Source organism: Pseudomonas sp. BS3767 (assembly GCF_900099665.1).
In the GTDB taxonomy this organism is placed as follows: domain Bacteria; phylum Pseudomonadota; class Gammaproteobacteria; order Pseudomonadales; family Pseudomonadaceae; genus Aquipseudomonas; species Aquipseudomonas cerasi.
Window position 1 is genome coordinate 83,325 of record NZ_FNCX01000012.1, and the last position, 17,194, is coordinate 100,518.

General features: G+C 55.8%; 14 protein-coding genes. 6 read left to right on the forward strand and 8 right to left on the reverse strand.

Annotation, left to right across the window (positions count from 1 at the left end):
- Positions 1-163: 163 nt before the first annotated feature.
- Together rfbC and rfbB are read right to left on the reverse strand one after the other, a co-directional pair.
- Complete coding sequence (gene rfbC, locus BLR16_RS25975) at positions 164-709, reverse strand: dTDP-4-dehydrorhamnose 3,5-epimerase (RefSeq protein WP_092194608.1); 546 nt, start codon at positions 707-709, stop codon at positions 164-166.
- 80 nt (positions 710-789) lie between these two features.
- The gene (gene rfbB / locus BLR16_RS25980) at positions 790-1,872 is read right to left on the reverse strand and encodes a dTDP-glucose 4,6-dehydratase (protein ID WP_074806977.1); all 1,083 of its coding nucleotides are present in this window, start codon (positions 1,870-1,872) and stop codon (positions 790-792) included.
- A 240-nt stretch (positions 1,873-2,112) separates the two neighbouring features.
- Here rfbB and BLR16_RS25985 point away from each other — a divergent pair, with 240 nt between their 5' ends.
- The 4 genes from BLR16_RS25985 to BLR16_RS26010 all read left to right on the forward strand — a co-directional run bounded on the left by BLR16_RS25985 (position 2,113) and on the right by BLR16_RS26010 (position 9,381).
- Positions 2,113-5,025 carry an aminotransferase gene (locus BLR16_RS25985; RefSeq protein ID WP_074806980.1) on the forward strand — a complete coding sequence of 971 codons (2,913 nt, stop codon included), beginning with the start codon at positions 2,113-2,115 and terminating at the stop codon, positions 5,023-5,025.
- 443 nt (positions 5,026-5,468) lie between these two features.
- Positions 5,469-6,347 carry an N-carbamoylputrescine amidase gene (gene aguB, locus BLR16_RS25995; protein ID WP_074806983.1) on the forward strand — a complete coding sequence of 293 codons (879 nt, stop codon included), beginning with the start codon at positions 5,469-5,471 and terminating at the stop codon, positions 6,345-6,347.
- A 5-nt stretch (positions 6,348-6,352) separates the two neighbouring features.
- Complete coding sequence (gene aguA, locus BLR16_RS26000; RefSeq protein ID WP_054081364.1) at positions 6,353-7,459, forward strand: agmatine deiminase; 1,107 nt, start codon at positions 6,353-6,355, stop codon at positions 7,457-7,459.
- Between the two features lie 647 nt (positions 7,460-8,106).
- On the forward strand, positions 8,107-9,381 hold the full coding sequence (locus BLR16_RS26010) for an OprD family porin (RefSeq protein WP_003434784.1): 1,275 nt from the start codon (positions 8,107-8,109) through the stop codon (positions 9,379-9,381).
- 37 nt (positions 9,382-9,418) lie between these two features.
- Here the strand turns inward: BLR16_RS26010 and BLR16_RS26015 are convergent, their stop codons facing one another.
- The gene (locus tag BLR16_RS26015) at positions 9,419-9,913 is read right to left on the reverse strand and encodes a hypothetical protein (RefSeq protein WP_003372272.1); all 495 of its coding nucleotides are present in this window, start codon (positions 9,911-9,913) and stop codon (positions 9,419-9,421) included.
- A 160-nt stretch (positions 9,914-10,073) separates the two neighbouring features.
- Between BLR16_RS26015 and BLR16_RS26020 the strand changes: the two genes are divergently transcribed.
- Positions 10,074-10,643, forward strand: a complete 570-nt coding sequence (locus tag BLR16_RS26020) for a GNAT family N-acetyltransferase (RefSeq protein WP_074806985.1) — start codon at positions 10,074-10,076, stop codon at positions 10,641-10,643.
- Positions 10,644-10,725: 82 nt separating this feature from the next.
- On the forward strand, positions 10,726-11,199 hold the full coding sequence (locus BLR16_RS26025; protein WP_074806988.1) for a GNAT family N-acetyltransferase: 474 nt from the start codon (positions 10,726-10,728) through the stop codon (positions 11,197-11,199).
- A gap of 10 nt (positions 11,200-11,209) precedes the next feature.
- Here BLR16_RS26025 and BLR16_RS26030 read toward each other — a convergent pair whose 3' ends face one another.
- The 5 genes from BLR16_RS26030 to BLR16_RS26055 form a co-directional block, all read right to left on the reverse strand.
- On the reverse strand, positions 11,210-11,947 hold the full coding sequence (locus BLR16_RS26030; protein ID WP_074806991.1) for a hypothetical protein: 738 nt from the start codon (positions 11,945-11,947) through the stop codon (positions 11,210-11,212).
- Between the two features lie 144 nt (positions 11,948-12,091).
- Positions 12,092-13,177 carry a type I restriction endonuclease gene (locus tag BLR16_RS26035; protein WP_074806994.1) on the reverse strand — a complete coding sequence of 362 codons (1,086 nt, stop codon included), beginning with the start codon at positions 13,175-13,177 and terminating at the stop codon, positions 12,092-12,094.
- A gap of 837 nt (positions 13,178-14,014) precedes the next feature.
- Complete coding sequence (locus BLR16_RS26045) at positions 14,015-14,227, reverse strand: KTSC domain-containing protein (protein ID WP_074806997.1); 213 nt, start codon at positions 14,225-14,227, stop codon at positions 14,015-14,017.
- A gap of 8 nt (positions 14,228-14,235) precedes the next feature.
- Entirely contained in the window at positions 14,236-16,008 is a 1,773-nt protein-coding gene (locus BLR16_RS26050; RefSeq protein ID WP_074807001.1) for an ATP-binding protein, read from the reverse strand.
- Complete coding sequence (locus BLR16_RS26055) at positions 16,005-17,189, reverse strand: SIR2 family protein (RefSeq protein WP_074807003.1); 1,185 nt, start codon at positions 17,187-17,189, stop codon at positions 16,005-16,007. The genes BLR16_RS26050 and BLR16_RS26055 overlap by 4 nt, the downstream gene beginning before the upstream one ends.
- Positions 17,190-17,194 lie beyond the last annotated feature (5 nt).

Here is a 17,194-nt window from a genome sequence, read left to right on the forward strand (position 1 = left end):
GTCATCGATTGGCCGTCGCCGAAGGGTTGACGATGCCTGCTGGCGGTCACGCCGTGGCAGGCAACAGATACACCCGGTCGATCCTGACGTGGGCATCAGGCGCGTATTATGCCCGCCGCTGGCTTGTCAGGCATCCGGACATTACGCCGGGCTGCCTTGGGGCTCAGGCAAACAGATCGGCTTCTTTCAGACGCTTGCCTTGCTGATCCTTGGCCGACAGGCTGGGTTGGCCGTCGAACTGCCAGTCGATGGCCAGATCCGCATCGTCCCAGGCGATGCAGCGCTCGGCAGACGGTGTGTAGTAGTCGGTGGTCTTGTACAGGAACTCGGCGTGTTCGCTGAGTACCACGAAGCCATGTGCAAAGCCTTCCGGAACCCACAGCTGACGGGCGTTTTCAGCGGACAGCTCGACGCCGACCCACTGGCCGAAGTTCGGCGAGCTGCGGCGAATGTCCACGGCCACATCCAGCACCTTGCCGACGTTGACGCGCACCAGTTTGCCCTGGGCATTTTCGATCTGATAGTGCAGCCCGCGCAGAACGCCGCGCTGCGAGCGGGAGTGGTTGTCCTGCACGAATTCGCGGGTCAGGCCGGTGGCAGCCTGAAAAGCCTTGGCGTTGAAACTTTCATAGAAAAAGCCTCGTTCATCACCGAATACCTTGGGTTCGAGAATCAGGACGTCCGGCAATTTTGTTGCGACTACGTTCACGAGGCTTCCCCTGCAATCTTCATTAAGTGGTGGCGACTCGACAGTCTGCCCTGAGGCGCGCCTGCCGAGAAGGGTGCTGATCAGGCAATCAGGTCTTTAGGCTCGCTAAAACCCAGTCGTTCGCCCTGATAACTGCCGTCCTGAACCCTGCGGCACCAGTCCAGGTTATTCAGGTACCACTGCACGGTCTTGCGCAGCCCGGACTCGAAGGTTTCTTCGGGCGTCCAGTCCAGCTCCTTGTCGATCTTGCTGGCGTCGATGGCATAACGCTGATCGTGGCCGGGACGGTCGACCACGTAGGTGATCAGGTCGCTGTACTGCGCGACGCCTGCCGGGTGCTGCGGCGCGAGCTCATCGAGCAGCGCGCAGATACCGCGCACGACGTCGATGTTTTTCTGCTCGTTGTGGCCACCGATGTTGTAGGTCTCGCCGACTTCACCTTCGGTCACGACCTTGAGCAGTGCCCGTGCGTGATCCTCGACGTACAGCCAGTCGCGCACCTGCAGGCCATTGCCGTACACCGGCAGGGGCTTGCCCGCCAGGGCGTTGAGAATCACCAGAGGGATGAGCTTTTCCGGGAAGTGGAACGGCCCGTAGTTGTTGGAGCAGTTGGTCACCACCACCGGCAGGCCATAGGTGCGGTGCCAGGCGCGCACCAGGTGGTCGGACGCAGCCTTGCTCGCCGAGTAAGGTGAGCTGGGCGCATACGGCGTGGTTTCGGTGAACAGATCATCGACACCGTGCAGGTCGCCATACACCTCATCAGTGGAAATATGGTGGAAGCGGAACGCCTGGCGCTGCGCTTCCGGCAATTTCAGCCACCAGGCGCGCGTGGCTTCCAGCAAGCTATAGGTGCCGACGATGTTGGTCTGGATGAACTCGGCCGGGCCATCGATGGAGCGGTCGACGTGGGACTCAGCCGCCAGGTGCATGATCGCCTGCGGCGCAAAGCGCTCGAGCACCGCACTGACGCGGGCCTGATCGCAGATATCCGCCTGCACGAACTCATAGCGCGTGTCGGTCGCAATGGACTGCAACGATTCAAGGTTGCCCGCGTAGGTCAATTTGTCGAAGTTCAGCACTTCGTGTTCGGTGTTGTTTATCAGGTGGCGGATCAGTGCAGAGCCGATGAAACCTGCGCCCCCGGTAACGACTATTCGCATGAACTGACCTTCTTGTGTGTTCTGGAGTAATGCAGCATAGCGCTTGAACGCGTATGACAGGATCGGACCATTAAACCCGAGCAGCAGGTCGAATAAAACTCCGGCTATTTCCCGACCTGGGGTGCAGGTGCGGATTGGTCGCGCAGCGCAATCCCCTTATAGTCAATCCCCTGTAGTTGTGCGACTGCCCATCACGCCTGGCTCAACGAGTCTGGCCTGACAACAATAACGAGGTTTTCCATGCCGCTTGCCACGCTCATCCGCCGATCCAGTCTGCCTTGCCCCGAGGTCAGCGTGGACCAGGCTTTGCAATTGCTCTCCGAGCACTACGGGCTGAGCGGCACCCTGAAAGCGTTGGGCAGCCAGCAGGATCGCAACTTTTTACTGGATACCGGCACGCGGCGTTATGTGCTGAAGATCTGCCACGGGGCTTATTCGACCACCGAGCTGAACGCCCAGCATGCGGCGCTGCATCATCTGGCCGGCCACAGTGCATTCAATGTACCGGGTGTGATCCGCGCCAACGACACCGAGCAGTTACTGTCGGTCGACATCGACGGCCAGGCAGTACATGTGCGCCTGCTCGAATTCATCGACGGGCAATCGCTGGGACATGTCGAGCATCTGGGCCGTGACATCGTGGTTGAGCTGGGCGAGCTGTGTGCCCATGTGGATATCGCGCTGGCCGATTTCGACCACCCCGGTCTGCAGCGCATCCTGCAGTGGGACCCGCGCCACGCCCATGCGTTGATCAAGCACCTGCTGCCGGTGATCAAGGATGCCGACGCCCGCGCCTGTCTGATCGAAGCCGGCGAGCAGGCTCATCGCCGTCTGTTGCCATTGATTGCGGCACTGCCGATCCAGGCGGTGCATCTGGACATCTCCGAGCACAACGCGGTCTGGCGGCGCGAGGCGGGGCATCCGTGGCAATTGCAGGGGCTGATTGATTTCGGCGATCTGCTCAGTACCTGGCGAGTGGCTGATCTGTCGGTGACCTGTGCGGCGCTGCTGCACCATGCCGAGGGCGATCCGCTGTACATCCTCCCGGCCATTGCCGCCTATCACGCCCTCAATCCGCTGAAGATCGAGGAATTGCAGGCGCTCTGGCCGCTGATCGTCGCTCGATCCGCAGTGCTTGTGCTCAGCAGCGAACAGCAGGCCAGCGTCGAGCCCGGCAATGCGTATATCCAGGCCAACCTTGCCGGGGAATGGAACATTTTCGAGGTCGCCACTTCGGTGCCGATGGCGCTGATGGAAGCTGCCATTCTGCGCGCGGTGGGTCTGGACCTGCTGCCTGTCGAACAGCCTGCCTATTCGCCGTTGCTGCCCAGCCTGGCGGGGCTTCAGCCGGTGCTGGTGGATCTGGGCGTGCTCAGTGAACACTTCGTGGCAGGCAACTGGGAACAGAGCGGCATCGATGAATGTCTGCTGTCGCAAGCGGCCGGGGACGGTGGTCTGGCAGCCAGTCGGTTCGGTGAATACCGTCTGTCACGCACCTTGCCTGACTGCGCCCGCGAGCCGGAGACCTTTGCGCTGCACGTCGAGTTGCACGTGCCCGCCGCAACGCCGCTGCATGCGCCGTTCGGTGGCACCTTAAAACTGACGGCCGATGCTGCGGTGCTGTTGGTCGGCGAGCGCATCAGTTTGAAGTTGTGGGGTGTGTTGCCGGAGGCTTCGCTAGCGGGTCAGGTGGCGGCGGGCTCGCTGATCGGGCAGGGCGGTGGCTCGCTGTTGCTGCAATTGTGCACGGCGCCAGACCTCAGCCCGCCGCTGTTCACTACACCGGCCTGGGCAGATGCCTGGCGCGCAATCTGTCCGTCGCCGTCAGCCCTGCTGGGTTTTGATTGTGACGCGCCAGCCTTGCAGGATGCCGCGCAATTGCTGGCGCGCCGCGATGCCAGCTTTGCCCGCTCGCAAAAGCACTACTACCAGGCCCCGCCGCAGATCGAGCGGGGCTGGCGCAATCACCTGATCGACATGCAGGGCCGCTCCTATCTGGACATGCTCAATAACGTCGCGGTTCTCGGCCACGGCCACCCGCGCATGGCCCACGAGGCGGCGCGGCAGTGGTCGCTGCTCAACACCAACTCGCGCTTTCACTATGCAGCGATCGCCGAGTTTTCCGAGCGCCTGCTCAAGCTGGCACCCGAGGGCATGGACCGCGTGTTTCTGGTCAACAGCGGCACTGAGGCCAACGACCTCGCGATCAGGCTGGCGTGGGCTTACAGCGGTGGCCGCGAGATGCTCAGTGTGCTGGAGGCGTATCACGGCTGGTCGGTGGCGACCGATGCCATTTCAACCTCGATCGCCGATAACCCTCAGGCACTCAGCACCCGCCCCGACTGGGTGCATCCGGTCACCGCGCCCAATACCTATCGCGGGCCATTCAGGGGCGCGGACAGTGCGCCGGAGTACGTGCGCAGTGTCGATCAGGCCCTTGCCACGCTGGCTGAGCAGCAACGGCAGGTGGCGGGCTTCATCTGCGAGCCGGTGTATGGCAATGCAGGCGGGATTTCCCTGCCGCCGGGTTATTTGCAACAGGTGTATCAGAAGGTCCGCGCTGTGGGTGGCGTGTGCATTGCCGATGAGGTGCAGGTGGGTTATGGCCGGCTGGGTCATCACTTCTGGGGTTTCGAAGAGCAGGGCGTGGTGCCGGACATCATCAGCATGGCCAAAGGCATGGGCAACGGCCATCCGCTGGGCGCGGTGATCACCCGCCGTGAGATCGCCGAGGCGCTGGAGGCCGAGGGCTATTTCTTCTCGTCATCCGGGGGCAGTCCGGTCAGTTGCCGAATCGGCATGGCGGTGCTGGATGTCATGGAGGAGGAGAAACTCTGGGACAACGCGCGAATCGTGGGCGACCACTTCAAAGCGCGGCTGCAGGCCCTGGCCGACAAACATCTGTTGGTGGGCGCGGTGCATGGCATGGGGTTTTATCTGGGCATGGAACTGGTCCGTGACCGTTACACCCTGGAACCCGCCACAGAAGAAACCGCCCGCCTGTGCGAGCGCCTGCGTGAACTGGGCATCTTCATGCAGCCGACCGGCGACTACCTGAACATCCTGAAAATCAAACCCCCGATGTGCACCACCCGCCAAAGCGTGGACTTTTTTGTCGACAACGTATCGAAGGTGCTCCACGAACTGGAATAGAGGACGCAGAGCGTCCAGAACGGCATACCCACGCGGAGCATGGGCACGATAGGTGGTGCCTGACACCCATCGTTCCTCACGCTCCAGCGTGGGAATGCCGTTCGTGACGCTCCGCGCTGATATGCAGGATAGGACGCAGAGCGTCCAGAGCGGCATACCCACGCGGAGCATGGGTACGATAGGTGGCGCCTGACACCCATCGTTCCTCACGCTCCAGCGTGGGAATGCCGTTCGTGACGCTCCGCGTCACACCCAGCCCGTAGAAATGAGCGCCGTCATGAGCCTTAAGCAGATTAATATCGGCAAAATTCAAAAATTAATAATAAAAAGACATTTATTTAGCTTTTAATGCCGATTTATATCCGTTATAAAGACGTTCATAATCGTCATCGCTCGTCTGCTATGGTGTTAAGTCCTTTGCAACCGCCCCTGGAGATATTTTCATGAGCCGTATCGTTTCTGTCGCTGCTACCCAGATGGCCTGCTCCTGGGATCTGGAAGCCAACATCGAGACCGCTGAAAAGCTGGTACGTGAAGCTGCCGCCAAGGGCGCCCAGATCATCCTGATTCAGGAACTGTTCGAAACCCCGTACTTCTGCCAGAAGCCGAACCCGGACTATCTGCAGTTGGCGACTACCCTCGAATCCAACGTCGCGATCAAGCACTTCCAGAAAATCGCCAAAGAACTGCAGGTCGTACTGCCGATCAGCTTCTTCGAGCTGGCAGGGCGTGCGCGTTTCAACAGCATCGCGATCATCGACGCAGACGGCAGCAACCTGGGCATTTACCGCAAGAGCCACATCCCGGACGGCCCTGGCTACCACGAAAAGTACTACTTCAACCCGGGCGACACCGGCTTCAAGGTCTGGCAGACCCGTTACGCGAAAATCGGCGTCGGTATCTGCTGGGATCAGTGGTTCCCGGAGTGCGCGCGCAGCATGGCGTTGCAGGGCGCGGAAATTCTGTTCTACCCGACTGCCATCGGCAGCGAGCCGCACGACAAGACCATCAGCTCGCGTGACCATTGGCAGCGCGTGCAGCAAGGTCACGCCGGCGCGAACCTGATGCCGCTGATCGCCAGCAACCGCATCGGCAACGAAGAGCAGGACGGCTACGACATCACCTTCTACGGCTCGTCGTTCATCGCCAACCAGTTCGGTGAAAAAGTCGAGGAGCTCAACGAAACCAAAGAAGGCGTGCTGGTCCACAGCTTCGATCTGGACGAGCTGGAGCATATCCGCAGTGCCTGGGGCACGTTCCGTGATCGCCGCCCTAACCTGTACGGCGCGGTGAAGACCCTCGACGGTTCGCTGGAGTCCTGATCGCCATGACCACGCTCAATAGCACGCCACGCGCCGACGGCTTCCACATGCCGGCCGAATGGGCACCGCAAACCCAGGTCTGGATGGTCTGGCCCGAGCGCCCGGACAACTGGCGCCTGGGTGGCAAGCCCGCTCAGGCTGCCCATGTCGCCATCGCCAAGGCCATCGCCCGCTTTGAGCCGGTCACGGTGGCGGTGTCCGCTGCACAATACGACAACGCCCGTGCGCGGCTGGACATGCCGAACATCCGCGTTGTGGAAATGAGCAGCAACGACGCCTGGGTGCGCGACAGCGGGCCGACGTTCGTCATCAACGACCGTGGCGAAGTACGTGGCGTGAACTGGGAATTCAATGCCTGGGGCGGTTTCGATGGCGGCCTGTATGCGCCGTGGAACCTCGATTCGCAGCTGGGCAGCAAGGTGCTCGAAATCGAGCGCTGCCCGCGTTACGTCACCGAAGGCTTCGTCCTCGAAGGCGGCTCGATCCACGTGGATGGCGAAGGCACGCTGATCACCACCGAAGAGTGCCTGCTCAATCGCAACCGCAACCCGCACCTGACCCGTGAACAGATCGAAACGATCCTCGGCGATTACTTGGCTGTGGATAAAGTCATCTGGTTGCCGGATGGCCTGTTCAACGATGAAACCGACGGGCATGTGGATAACTTCTGCTGCTACATCCGTCCGGGCGAGGTGTTACTGGCCTGGACCGATGATCCCGAAGACCCCAACTACTCACGCTGCCACGCGGCATTGAGTATTTTGGAAAACACCCTTGATGCCAAAGGTCGTGCGTTTATCGTGCATAAAATGCCGATTCCAGGCCCATTGTTCGCAACAGAAGAAGAATGCGCAGGCGTCGATCAGGTGCATGGCAGCCAGGAACGCAACCCTTCGGTGCGTCTGGCCGGGTCTTATGTGAATTTTCTGATCGTCAACGGCGGCATTATTGCGCCCAGCTTCGACGATCCGATGGACGGAAAGGCCCGCGAGATCCTGCAAAAGCTGTTTCCAGAGCATGAGGTGGTGATGGCGCCAGGCCGCGAGTTACTGCTGGGCGGGGGCAATATCCACTGCCTGACACAGCAACAGCCAGCCCCCCACAAGAACTAGCGCTTAGTAACTAGTTGTATCTAACAGCAACTAGTTGGTCTCGTTTTTGCTGTATTAAGCCCGTCATCTGATGGGCTTTTTTATGCGTTACCTTATAACTAAATTGGGTTCGTTTATCCGAATGACCCTAAATCAGACTGGCGAAAACCCGTTTTCTTAGCTTGACTGTCACATGGCATCAGTAGATTTAGCCCCTCATGAATCAAGAGGTTTTCGTTATGAATGCAGGTATGAGCCAACAGCGAGTCCGTGGTTTTTCTGCTTCGCTCAGTAACGAGGCACGCCAGCGAGTGGCGGATTGGTTAAGGACAACCAGGCCCGTGAACGCCAGGCCGGACGTACGTGCCATGCTGCTGCAGCGCTATCCGGCAGGCCTCTTCAACGATGCCGAATTCGAAGCATTGGCGCGCGTGCTGACAGATTAAGTAATACACCACGCCCCAACCCGTCCATCTACACGTTTGACACCCCCAGGCACCCGAACTAGGATTCGCGCCCCCACTGCCTGTGGCTCCACCCCCTGTACGTGCTTCGTAGTCCACTGCGATGACCTCGTGCGGCGCTCCACCGCCTGATCAGAGGCTGGAAGCCAGACGGCCATTGGCCGCCGCCACAGCGCATGTCATTTGCAGAACAAGGAAGACAAGATGCTTAACACACGTATGGGCATGCTCGCTTTGGGCATCATCAGCGCCAGTCAGGCCATGGCGCAGGGCCAGGCGGATTCGAAGGGCTTCGTTGAAGACAGCAGCCTGAACATCAACCTGCGTAACGCCTACATCAATCGCGACTACAAAAACGACCGTGAAGACAAATCCGAATGGGGCCAGGCCTTCATGGGCACCTTCGCGTCCGGTTTCACTCAGGGCACGGTTGGCGTGGGCGTCGACGCCTTTGCGCTGTACGGTATTCGCCTCGATGGCGGAAAGGGCCGCAGTGGCAATGGCGGCATCGACTTCTTCAAGCAGGGCGACAGCGGCGCGGCTGCCGATGACCTGTCCCGTGCAGGTGCTGCGGTAAAAGCGCGCTTCTCGAATACCGTCATCAAGTACGGCGATCAGATGCCGCAATTGCCGGTGCTGAGCTACGACAACTCCCGCCTGCTGCCGGAAAGCTACACCGGCACGCTGATCACCTCCAAAGAGATCGATGGGCTGGAAGTGGTCGCCGGGCGTTTCACCCAGGAAGCGCGCAAGAGCGCTGAAGGTCGCGACAGTGGTGACCTGAAAAGCATTAACGTCTACGGCGCCAGCTACAAATTCACCGATGAGTTCAGCGCCGCTTTCTATGCTTCGGACAACGAAGACGTGTTCAAGAAGCAGTACCTGAACCTGAACTACGTCTTCGCCCTGCCGCAAGACCAGTCGCTGACCTTCGACTTCAATGGCTACAAGACCCGACTGGACAAAGACTTCACGGCCAGCGACGCACGTGACAACAAGATCTGGAGCCTGGCCGCGACCTGGGCCGTGGGCATCCACTCCTTCACCCTGGCGCATCAGCGCAGCACCGGTGACATGGGTTACGCCTACGGCGGCTATCGCAACGACGGCGGTTACGGTGATGGCGGTAACACCATCTACCTCGCCAACTCCTACTGGTCCGACTTCAACGGCAAGGACGAACGCTCGTGGCAGGCGGCGTATGGCATCGACCTGTCCGGACTGGTGCTGCCCGGCCTGAGCTACAAGGCTGCCTACGTACGCGGCGATAATATCGACGATGGCACCGCAGGCAGCGGCGACGGCACTGAACGCGAAATCTTCAGCCAGCTGACCTACGTGGTCCAGAGCGGCCCGGCCAAAGACCTCTCGATCCGCCTGCGCAACTCGTTCCTGCGGGTCTCAGACGATGCACAGGCCTACAACAGCGAAGGCAACGAGACACGCATCTTCGTGGACTACCCGATCAACGTTTTCTGATCCGAGGGCGGCGGCCTGGCAAAGGCCGTCGCCTGTCTCAGTCCGCGACCAACTGAACAAACACTGCGAAACTGCCGAGGAATATCCAGAAAAAGCTGAACAGCCAAGGACTGCGCTTGGAGAACAGCAAGGACTTTTTCGGCCCGGTTTCGCTGGACTCCCAATCGCTGAACAACGGCGAATCGTCATAGGTCAGCCCGATGACCGGCTCGCTGAGTAACAGTTGCGCCTGCTTGTGATGCCAGTGCTGGATGATGTCGCACGCCGCCCGAATACCCGGCCAGGCGAACAGCGTACTGAGCAGCCCCAACAGTGCCAGCATCGGCGGCACCACCAGCGTGAACATCGCGCCCCAGGCCGTGTTCATGTTGGCCATCGACGACGCGTAAGCAATCACCAGAAATGACTGCGCCGACAAATAGGCGTTGGTGCGGTTGGAGAGGTTGGTGGTTTCGTAATGAATTTCGCGTCGATAAAAATCCAGCCGTTCCTTGGGCGAGCCAAACAATTTGACCTGCTGCTCATCCACCACTTTCGCGGGTGTTTCATCCGTTATGATTCTGGGCACTGGTGTTACCGATGTATAAAAGGTGCTGGATAGACCCCCACCTGCAGCCAGCAGTTCGACTTAAATCCCCGGCATACGGGACCGTTCATCCAGTGAGCACGTTTCGACGAACAGAGACATCGTCATGACCATCACCCCCACGCTACACACCGACCGCCTGCTGCTGACGCCACTGCAGCTTGAGGATGCGCCTGCGGTTCAGCAACGCTTTCCGCTCTGGGACATCGTGCGCTACCTGAACAACCGCGTCCCCTGGCCTTATCCACAGGACGGTGCGCTGCGCTACATTCAGGACGTCGCACTGCCCGCCATAGCAAACGGCACCGAATGGCACTGGATGATCCGCCTGCAGAGCGCGCCCCGCGACATCATCGGCAGCATCACCCTGATGACCCATCCCGGCAACAACCGAGGCTTCTGGCTGCACCCGGATTGGCAAGGCCACGGCTACATGAAAGAGGCCTGCCGCGCGATCAATCGACAGTGGTTCGACGTGATGGGCATGCCCCTGATGCAAGTGCCCAAAGCCGCCCCCAATGAAGCCTCGCGGCGCATCTCGATCAGCGAAGGCATGCGCAAGGTGAGCACCCAGGACGGGGAGTTTGTTGGCGGACGGTTCAAGGTAGAAGTCTGGGAGATGACGCGGGAGGAGTGGTTGGCGCGAGCGCTGCAAGCAGGCACTTCGAACGTCTGACGTAGAGGCCGACCCGGCATTAACCTGTTGCCCATCACCACCAGCCCAAGTGATATTGCTCAATAAACAGGGAGCGACCCGAATGCCGTTGATCCGCAACACCGAACCCGATATCACCCTGGTAACGGTCCAGCCCGAAGACTTCGAAACCTTGGTGGCCATCCGTGTCGAAGCCATGCGCGAAAGCCTCGAGCGCGTTGGCCGGTTCGATCCGGTGCGCGCCCGAGAGCGTTTTCGTGAAGGGTTTTCTGCGCCATGCACGCACTACATCCAGGTTGCCGGCAGCAAGGTCGGCTTCGTAGTCGTCAAACCAACCGGCGATGGTCTGTTGCTGGATCACCTGTACATCAAGCCCGCTGTTCAAGGGCAGGGCATTGGTGCTGCCGTGCTTCGGCAAGTGTTCGCGCAAGCGGACGCAACCGAATCCACAGTACGAGTGGGCGCCCTGAAAGAAAGCGACTCCAACCGCTTCTACGTCCGCCACGGGTTTCAGCTCGTTGAGAGCGGCGAGTTCGATAACTACTACCTCCGCCCGCCACGTTTTCCGATTTGCTGACGGGTTGGGATCAACCCGCCGAGGCAGCTTTCTCCGCCGCACGTGCAGCGAGCATGGCCGCCTCCGATTCCTGGGTGTGCAGCTCACCTTTGTAGGCCAACTGATTGAAGAACATGCCGTCGATCTGATCTTTCGATGGCGTCGACGTCTTGGGAATAAACAGCGCGCCCAGGTCCAGAGAATTAGCGAAGTTCTCCTTGTTCAGGTTGTAGCGACCCAGATAACTGCCGCTCCAGGGCGAATCGGCGTCGACCAGATCAATGGCCGTCTCCCGATAGGTAGCCGCAGCGGCTTTCAGCCCGCTGGACGCATTCAACAATGTATTGAGTTGCTTGGTATCCGCCTCGCTCAACTCACCAGAACTGTTGATCGCCTTCAGATTACCGTCCGCCTCGATCGTGAAGCCGAACTTCTTGCTGGCCAGATCCGGATACACCGACGCCAGCGTCGACGTGAACGCTTCATATGACGTTTTCAGCGCTTCCGTCGAGTTACTGTGCTGCGCTGCCATCTCTGGGAAATCAGGCGACTGCGAGCGACCTATCCAGGTATCAACCGCTTCCATCGGCTCGGTAGTCGCAGGTACTTCGGTACTCGGGTGATAAACGACAGCGGGTGTACTGGCAGCAGCGTTCTTAAACGCTTCTTTCTGCGCATCGGTGAGCGGCTTTGGAGTGAGCGTGATGCCGGAATTGGGCAGGGTGATGGTGGGAGACGTGTTGTTGCCGGGGGTTAGTGAGATAACCATTTCATCGATCCATGATTGCGGGGTTGTATGGAGGGTATCGACGAAGGAGGGGGGAGCTTGAGGGAGGTCGGGGGCCGGGAAATATTACGGCGTACTTGCAAGGCGCGCATTGCCACGCGCGCGCTTGACGTTATTAATACTTCTTCAGGACTCGGCGTAGCTCAATACGGTGTTCTTGAGAGCATCGGCAAAACCGTAAATATCATCCAGAGAAGCGATCGGGTGGCGGGTCTCGCCCTTGTCCTTTTCAAAAATACCGATGTATTTCTGAGCACGATTGAAATGCAGGCGAGTGATGGGTTTACGGTTGTTGTCATCCAGAAGAATGCCGAAATAGCTTTGTGTATCACGATGAGCAATACGTTTTGCTTCAACCACAGTGCGGATGATCGACTTGACGATATGGAAGCCTTCCATTTCCTCCACAGTCGTCACGATCCGGTCGTCTAACGGCTCTTCCTTTTCAGGCTGAGTGTTATTTTCGATGATGGTTTCGGCCACCGTGGGCGCCTGAACTCCGCTCATTGCCAGCTTCAACCGGTCGTTGACCTGATCGTTCAGAAATTGCGAGGTGGCCTTTTTGGTCAGAATCGTGAACTGCTCACGTACCTTCTGAGTGATCGCGCCCTCATAAATGCGTGACGCGAAGTAACGGACGAAATCGTCGTCCGGCTGACTGAACTGGGTCGCAATCACGCGCTTGATCTGACCTACGTACTTCAACTCGCCAGCGGCATTGAGAATTGACTCAACGTCGAAGGACGACTTGGTCAGCTTCTGTAATTCCGGAATGGCATGGTCATCAATCGCCAACAGGTCCAGTTCAAGAAATGGTTTTTCATCCATCTTGTTAGGCGCGTCCAGGTCTGTAAAAAACTTGTAGACCCGGCCATTGGTGAGGATCGAAATCCTTGCAGTGGTCACATGGAAATAACGGAACAGCTGGCTGGCATGATTGATGTTCAGCGGCTCGCCGATTTTCTTGGTCTCGATGAGGATTTGAATATTGCCCTCTTTAACGATCGCATAGTCGATCTTCTCGCCTTTCTTGGTGCCTACATCGCACGTGTATTCCGGCACAACCTCAGAAGGATCGAATACATCGTAGCCCAGCACGGTATGGATAAACGGCATGACCAGAGCCGTTTTGGTAGCCTCTTCGGTGCGGATGGACGCAGCTTGCTGGCGGACTTTTGCGGAAAGGGAATTGAGTGCTTCAAGAAAATCCATTTTTATTGCTCCGTGCCGGGCTCATGAGCCCTCAGTCCTATCGATAGTCGATAGAGGCGCAACGCTACTACGATGGGTTGCGAAATAGCTATAGGATTTTGAGGCGTGAGCGGAGATATCTGAGGAAATCGGAAACGTCTTACGCGTGGCGAGGCATAGCGGGGAGGGCTGTCCGTTTTGTTTGTGCGTAATGAAGATCTACATGTGCGTTGCTAAATCTGATGCGAAAAAAGGGCCTGTATTGCTGAAAGTACTTATTTTGTATGGTGCCAGCCTCATTAGTCGAGCTTCTCGAATTGGTCCAGTTGTTGGTGCTGCTATTGGTCGATACCTGCTTTCATACCCAATGCCGCAGCTGCCTTATGAGCTCTGCCTCGGGAGCTTGGTAGGTCGCGGCCTGCTCAGGGCCACGCGCACAGGAAACCTCCGTCACGCTGAAAGGGGGGTTGAATTACGTGGATTGCTGCGACCTGACGTCATCACCGAGCGCATTCACTTTTCGTAAGGCGCTTGGGGTATAACATGCATACCAAGCGGATCACGTAGGCAAGATCAACGGCTCTTTATCTTGTAGCCATCAATCGGAATATCTTCTGTGCGCTCATACAGTGGAGCATCGCTGAATGTGGCTTGTTCAAATGCGTGCGTATCCCAACGTCTTGCTTTCAAGGCTGAATACAACATGCCCACCCTCAACGGAATGTTTCCGCGTCTGTCTTTGGCGCGCCTGAAGGAAAAGAAGTTGAAACCTTCTTCCAGAAAGTACCGATAAGGGTAAGTTTATCAAATAGACTCGTACCGAGGTGCGAGCCTATCGTAAAAAATACTTATCAGTCATCAGCCTACACGGCTAAATCCGTATACATTTTTTACTCGTTGTGCGAAATAACCTCCGACAGAAGATGCAGAAATCAATTCTTGATATACGTCTTCGGGTACATCGTAGTATTCATATATCCCTCCGGTTAAGAATTCGATTTCGAGAGTTTGCGAAGCACTTTCATGCCCAACAGATGCAATATTTGAAGAGTTAACAGAGACACGTTCCATGATTTCTCCTACTGAGTAACATCTTGGTTTCTCCAAGCTCCGACGAGCCTTGAGTAATCTTCATTGCTTCTTGTAGCATTCCACTTTTCACCAATTTTTGGATCTGAGCTATTAGGGTATTTATCGTCCGGAAGAACATTGAATCTACAACGTGTTGGGAGCTGTGCTGCCTCGCCAACTATAATTGCTTCCCCAGTTCTTAGGATGGGAAGTGAGTCAACAATCCCAGCTAAGCCGTCAGACATTGCAGCTTTAACTATTCCGCGATCCGTAGAGTTGTTTATACGCAGTGAAATGATTGTTCCGCATTGAGATAGAATAGTCTCATCTATCTCCGAGGGCCTCTGACTGACGATCATGGCTCCGACGCCGAACTTGCGTCCTTCTTTAGCAATTCGCTGTACCATCTCTTTTGCGTGGCCGGCCTCTGACTTGCCGAGATAACGGTGGGCTTCTTCGAGAACTACAAGAAGCGGCCGCTCGCGCATCCCTTCCGTAATATTTCTTCCCCAAATTGCGGATTCAAAAACAATATCTAGAACTGCACCTAAAAGAAGCGTCAGTCGTGCTGAAGGCATACCTGATAAATCAAATATAGTTATGGGTTTGTCATGCCCCAGCCAATCTTCCAAAAGCGCATCCAAATCTCTATTAATCGTCCCGGCACTATCTGGATTCCAATCGCCAGGTTCTAACAAGAATGAATATTGTGTGTCTAGCAGCCGCGACTTCATCAAGTCAAGCTGTCTTTTCATCGCTCCGCCGCCGCCCTTTTTTGGCAGTGCCGAGCCAGACCCGGGAGGTAGAAATTTAGGAGCGATCAGGGAGGAAAAGTCCCCTTCGCCGTTTGTAGCGTATGCAGGAGTGGTCATCGCAGCGTCACTATAATTAACAGTGTCCTCGTGACAAAGGTCATACCAGATTTTCTTTAATCTATAAGGGAGTGGCGTGCTGCTTGTTATCTTATCTATATCGATGTCTTTTATTTTGTTTTCGACAACGCCGAGTCTTTTCTCGTCAACTGTTTTATCCATGAAAAGTGATCGTTGAGAATCATTGGGGTTATTGCAAAGAAAGTCTATAAGTTTATCTGGTGAAATGCACCAAAATGGTATGTACAGCTGATTTTCACCCGAGGGCATGATTGAAAAGGTCTTAGCTATATCATTAAGTGCTGGGCCATATTCACCGTGAATATCTATGAGTAGAACTCTCGCAGACGGTAAAGAGCTACCATCTTTTTTTATTACCATCGAACGAAGGATGCTGGCAGTACTTGTAGACTTTCCAGAACCTGTAGATCCTAAGATTGCAGAATGACGAGCGACTAGTTTTTCTAGATCCAAGCTTATTTCGATTCCCTCTGAGCTGGACAGCCTCCCGACTTGAAAGTGGCTATTTAAACTTTTTCTGAATATTAATTTTAGATCGCTCTCCACGACAAAGTGAACGTGGTCACCAATGCTTGGATATTCGCTTATTCCGCGATCAAAATCTCCTCCAATGGATTCTCCGACTAATTCCACCCTAATCCATTTTCTATCTGAAGATATTTTTGAATCAGCATCGACTGTTGAGGATTCGCTAGATTCAGAAATCACTCCGTACAGATGGTTATATCCAAGGGGTATTTTTACGAAACTTCCAACTTGTCCAACTCGATAATTTCGCCCCTCTAGCACGACAATTCCTGACTCCACGGAAGCAGCTAAGTCAACGGCTAATGACGAGCTCGAAACGGCGCTGACGATCCCTAAAAAAGTTGGTTGGATAGCAGTCATATAGCTTCCTCTAGCACTTCTAGGGCAATTGGAGGGACAGCATCTTGAGAAATATCGCTACCGGCCGTTGCTAGAAAACGAGCTAGCCGAAGGAAGTCTCCGAGTAAGAATTTATTGTCTTTGTAATATTCTGCTCTAATTTCGTGCCAGTTTTTGGTAGGAGGAGGTCCGATTTTCCATTTCGCTTCCACGCCATTGATAACCGCACCATCACTACAAAAAACACTTATTCCTGGGCACTTTAGAGCAAGTTCCTTAGCGGCTTTTTCATCGGCTAAGCTATTAAATTGAAAAGCAAATAGTGCGGCAGTGGGATTAGCCATCAGGCATTCAAGCAGGCGAGAGGAAATATGAGCATCTGCAAAAGAAAATCCGGTACTTAAAATTAACGTGTCAGGTTCGAGGATAAAATTTTTGAGGCGCTCAAAAAGGGAGGAGAACGGAGCCGCTTGTGTCTGATCGTATTTTATGTGCGAAGGATATACCATATTGGCATTTTTTGAGTTAGGTACACGAACAACCTCACCATTAGCGTTCGATTCCCAACCAATTGAGCCGTGAAGTTTCCAGAGCCTTACCCAACGCGGTGGAAGATCATTTTTTGAAATACTTGAAGGATCAAAAAACGCGCTCTTAGATCCGCTGAACCCGTCGAAATAGGGTGTTTTTGCTCGTTCTAAGGCATTTTCAATCAAAAGATCATAGTTTGTAGTAAATATCTCAACGGCATACTTTCTATTAATGCCGTTAATCCATGATACTAGTTCGGAATAGGGGTTTGCTCCCACTGGTAGGTCTTGTGCAACTACCTCTCGAATGGAGTTGCATATTGCTTCAGATAGCTCGGAAAAATCCTTTTCCGAAAAGTCAAATAGCCTCCCCTCACCAACAACCTCTGTAAGCATTCTGACGCGTGATAAAACTTTTTCAAGATTTGAATCAGCAAAAGAGGATTTTATTTGGTTGTAGACTCCGCGTTGACTTTCAGAAAGCTCCGATAATACAATTTTTTCGAGGCCGGCAATGTTCGGTATCAGCGGCTTCCAAGCTCCTGCCTCGCCTATGTTTATGCTGACAGGTGCACCTGCACCGATAAGCAGACCTATTTTTTTTCGTCCGTTTGTAGCAAGTTGGCGGAATCCGAACATGTGCTGGTCTGGGTTGTGCGAGGTATTTTCCATATTCT

What these genes read in the sequence shown, in the direction of transcription:
- BLR16_RS26030 (WP_074806991.1), bottom strand. Translation starts at nt 11,947, where the DNA reads ATGGTTATCTCACTAACCCCCGGCAACAACACGTCTCCCACCATCACC.
- BLR16_RS26010 (WP_003434784.1), top strand. Translation starts at nt 8,107, where the DNA reads ATGCTTAACACACGTATGGGCATGCTCGCTTTGGGCATCATCAGCGCC.
- BLR16_RS26045 (WP_074806997.1), bottom strand. Translation starts at nt 14,227, where the DNA reads ATGGAACGTGTCTCTGTTAACTCTTCAAATATTGCATCTGTTGGGCAT.
- BLR16_RS26050 (WP_074807001.1), bottom strand. Translation starts at nt 16,008, where the DNA reads ATGACTGCTATCCAACCAACTTTTTTAGGGATCGTCAGCGCCGTTTCG.
- BLR16_RS25985 (WP_074806980.1), top strand. Translation starts at nt 2,113, where the DNA reads ATGCCGCTTGCCACGCTCATCCGCCGATCCAGTCTGCCTTGCCCCGAG.
- BLR16_RS26035 (WP_074806994.1), bottom strand. Translation starts at nt 13,177, where the DNA reads ATGGATTTTCTTGAAGCACTCAATTCCCTTTCCGCAAAAGTCCGCCAG.
- BLR16_RS26025 (WP_074806988.1), top strand. Translation starts at nt 10,726, where the DNA reads ATGCCGTTGATCCGCAACACCGAACCCGATATCACCCTGGTAACGGTC.
- rfbB (WP_074806977.1), bottom strand. Translation starts at nt 1,872, where the DNA reads ATGCGAATAGTCGTTACCGGGGGCGCAGGTTTCATCGGCTCTGCACTG.
- BLR16_RS26055 (WP_074807003.1), bottom strand. Translation starts at nt 17,189, where the DNA reads ATGGAAAATACCTCGCACAACCCAGACCAGCACATGTTCGGATTCCGC.
- aguB (WP_074806983.1), top strand. Translation starts at nt 5,469, where the DNA reads ATGAGCCGTATCGTTTCTGTCGCTGCTACCCAGATGGCCTGCTCCTGG.
- aguA (WP_054081364.1), top strand. Translation starts at nt 6,353, where the DNA reads ATGACCACGCTCAATAGCACGCCACGCGCCGACGGCTTCCACATGCCG.
- BLR16_RS26020 (WP_074806985.1), top strand. Translation starts at nt 10,074, where the DNA reads ATGACCATCACCCCCACGCTACACACCGACCGCCTGCTGCTGACGCCA.